Consider the following 3,061-nt stretch of genomic DNA (forward strand, 5'->3'; position numbering starts at 1 on the left):
AGGTCGCCAATGATCTGGCTACCCGCCTACCCAACCTCACCCTCTCGCTCAATGACACTGGTGCGGGGGTGGCTGAGCCGTTGGGTGCCCAGCAGTTGTGTGAGGTCATCCGGGTGGCTTACGACCCAGCCGAGGCAGTCCTTTTCGACCGGGCGCATGCGGCGGGTAAGGCCCCTGAACTGGATTGGACCGAGGTTGGCCCGCAGGCCGCCGACACGTTCTGGGACTGCTACCACCACAATGGCTCCTGGTCGAAGTCCTGGGCGATGTCGGTACCTCCGCGCTCCACCGTCCAAGCCAACGTGCTCCAGGCCATGATCGCCCCCAACCCCGAGCTGGTGCGTAAGCGCATCACCTTGCTCTACCGGCCCCTGGACCCGGCGCGAGCCGCCCAGCTGGTGGAAAGCGACGTCAACACCGCCACCTTCAACGCCTCCTCCCGCAACCGCGCCACCGCACGGGACACCCGCGAGACCCGCGCGGCCCAGGCCACCGCGGCCGAGGAGGCCNGGCCGAGGAGGCCGACGGGGCGGGGCTGTTGAACTTCGGGATGATCGTCACCGCCACGGTGCGCACCCAAGCTGAACTGGACGAGGCCGAGGCAATCGTGGAGAACCTCGGGGTCTCGGCCCGGATCCGGCTTGAGGAAGCCTACGGGGCCCAGGACTCCACCTTCGCCGCCGGCCTGCCCCTGGGCCTGGTCATCCCCGAGCACCTGGCCCTACCCACCACCGTGAGGAACGCCCTGTAATGGCCACCAAGAACGCCAAGCAGATCATCCTCCCCGCCTCCCGGGGCAACGCACCAACCACCGTCCTGGGCCGGACTTTCACCCGGATAAAATTGGGCAAGGTCTTCGCCAAACGCACCCGTACCGGCAGCACCGCGGTTACAGCTAAAACGCTGCGCCGCCCGGGACCGCGCGGGCACAAGGGCCGGGGCCTGGGCGAGGCCCAGCTGCTGCACCCGATCAAGGAGATGCGCGGGACCAACTACCAGGTCTGCGGGCTCTACCCCTTCCCGATGGGCGGGGGCTCACCCTTGGAAGGCGTGCCGCTGGGGCGCAACCTACTCTCCGGGGAACCGGTGTGCTGCGACCCGATCTCCTGGTTCATGAAACTTCAGGTGATCGCCAACCCCTCGGCATTCGTCATGGCCAACCCCGGGCTGGGTAAATCCTCCCTGCTGCGCCGGATGGCGATCGGGTTGGCCGCTTTCGGGGTGTGGCCGATGATCTTAGGTGACATCAAGGGCGAGCACGTGGCCATGATCGAGGCCCTGGGCGGGGCCGTCCTGCCTTTGGGCCGCGGGGTGGGGCACATCAACCCTCTGGATGACGCCGGGGCGGTCGCGGCCACCAAGCTGCTCTCCCCGGCCCTGGCCGAGGAGCTGTTGAGCGAGCTGCACTCCCGCCGCCGGTCGTTGATCGCCTCCCTGATTGCGATCTTGCGCAAGAAGCCCCTGGACGAACGCGAGGACCAGATCCTGGACCGATGTCTCACCGTCCTGGAAGACCGCCATGCTAAGTCGGGCACGGTGCCGGTGATGGCGGACCTGCGCCAGGTCCTGAAGGACAAGCCGGTCGAGGTGCGCGAGGTAGCCCTGGACCGCGGCGACGATGTCCGTTACGACGACATCACCGAGGGTTTGGAGTCTTCGCTGAACTCGTTGTGCGGCTCCGGGGCATTCGGGCAGATGTTCGCCCACCCCTCCACGAACCGGATCGATGCCTCCCGGCCGATGGTCTTCGACCTCTCCCGGATCTCCCAGACCGAATCCGACCTGCGAGCAGCGACCCTGATGGCCTGCTGGTCGGCCGGCTTCGGCACCGTGACCACCTCCAACATGCTCGCTGATGAGAAGATCATCGCCCGCCAACGGTTCCTGGTGATCCTCGATGAGCTGTGGAACACGTTGGCGGCGGGGCCTGGCATCGTCGATCAGGTCAACGCGTTGACGCGGTTGAACCGCCAGTGGGGGGTGGGCCAGATCATGGCCTCCCACACGCCCTCGGACCTGATGGCCGTGCGCGATGAGGCCGACCGGGCCAAGGCCAAGGGCATCATGGACCGCTGCGGGATCAAGATCCTGGGCGGGTTGGCCAAGGCCGAGATGCCGCTGCTGACTGAATCGGTGGCGCTGTCGATGCGCGAGCAGGAGCAGCTGGCGATCTGGCAGGACCCCCCGGCATGGAACCGCCGCGGGGATGAGGCCATGGAGTACACCAACACCGACGTGTTCGCCACCCTGGACGAGCCCACCGTCGACGACGCCGAGCTGCGGGCCTGGTTGGAGGATCCCGCCAACCGGGAGTGGTACTTCGATGACCGCACCACCACCCCACCCCCGGGGCAGGGGAAGTTCTTCATCAAGGTCGGCTCCCGCGCCGGTATCCCATTCTCGATGGAGTTCACTCCCACCGAGCGACGCTCCCAGATCCACGACACTGAGAAGAAGTGGCACGAGGCCAAGAACCGCGCCGCCAAGGAAAGGGGTCCGCGATGAGCGCACTGGATCGTAAACACAAGGCCGGCGGCGGGGAGATCGGCCTGCTGCTGGTGCTGATCTTCGCCCTGGTGGGTGTCCCGGCGATCCTCTACGTGGTGGTCACGGCGGGTCAGGCACTCACCCCACGCCCCAGGCCCTTGCCTGCGGGGTACTGGGAACGGTCCCTGGGCACCTTTACCGGCGCCATCCCATGGCGCACCACCGAACTCGTGCTGCTGGCCACGGCTGGGCTGGTACTGGCCGTGCTGCTGGCGGTCTGGCCGTGGAAGCGTCACCAGAAGGCCGCCAAGGCCGTCAAGCACGACCGGGCGGCGGTGCGCATGGCCTCGGTGCGCGACGTCGCCCCGTTCACCGAGAAGCAGGCGAAGGCCAAGGCTGCTCGCTTCGGGGTGGAGACACCGGGAGTGATGATCGGGAAGATGGTCCGCGGCGGCCGCACTCTTTACGCCTCCTGGGAGGACACCCTCCTGCACATCTGGGGTACGCGCACCGGTAAGACCACCTCCCAAGCCGCCCCTTCCATCATCGAGGCCCCCGGCCCGGTGATTGCCAC

Annotated in this window: 3 protein-coding genes and 1 pseudogene; all 4 read left to right on the forward strand. The window is 67.3% G+C overall.

Annotated elements, in window-relative coordinates; translation table 11 throughout:
* Positions 1–14 precede the first annotated feature (14 nt).
* Positions 15–542, forward strand: a complete 528-nt coding sequence (locus ABEA06_RS07675; protein ID WP_425559508.1) for an SCO6880 family protein — start codon at positions 15–17, stop codon at positions 540–542.
* Between the two features lie 8 nt (positions 543–550).
* Positions 551–751: a hypothetical protein gene (locus ABEA06_RS07680; protein ID WP_345311097.1), complete on the forward strand. Its 201-nt coding sequence runs from the start codon at positions 551–553 to the stop codon at positions 749–751.
* Entirely contained in the window at positions 751–2,505 is a 1,755-nt protein-coding gene (locus ABEA06_RS07685) for an ATP/GTP-binding protein (protein ID WP_345311098.1), read from the forward strand. The genes ABEA06_RS07680 and ABEA06_RS07685 overlap by 1 nt, the downstream gene beginning before the upstream one ends.
* Positions 2,502–3,061 (forward strand): annotated as a pseudogene (locus ABEA06_RS07690) (conjugal transfer protein); the annotation flags it as partial. The gene ABEA06_RS07685 and the pseudogene ABEA06_RS07690, both read left to right, overlap by 4 nt.

Source organism: Kocuria gwangalliensis (genome assembly GCF_039544365.1).
GTDB classification, from domain to species: Bacteria; Actinomycetota; Actinomycetes; order Actinomycetales; family Micrococcaceae; genus Kocuria; species Kocuria gwangalliensis.

Excerpts from the sequence above, each read along its gene's own strand:
- ABEA06_RS07685 (WP_345311098.1), top strand. The coding sequence starts at position 751 with ATGGCCACCAAGAACGCCAAGCAGATCATCCTCCCCGCCTCCCGGGGC.
- ABEA06_RS07680 (WP_345311097.1), top strand. The coding sequence starts at position 551 with ATGATCGTCACCGCCACGGTGCGCACCCAAGCTGAACTGGACGAGGCC.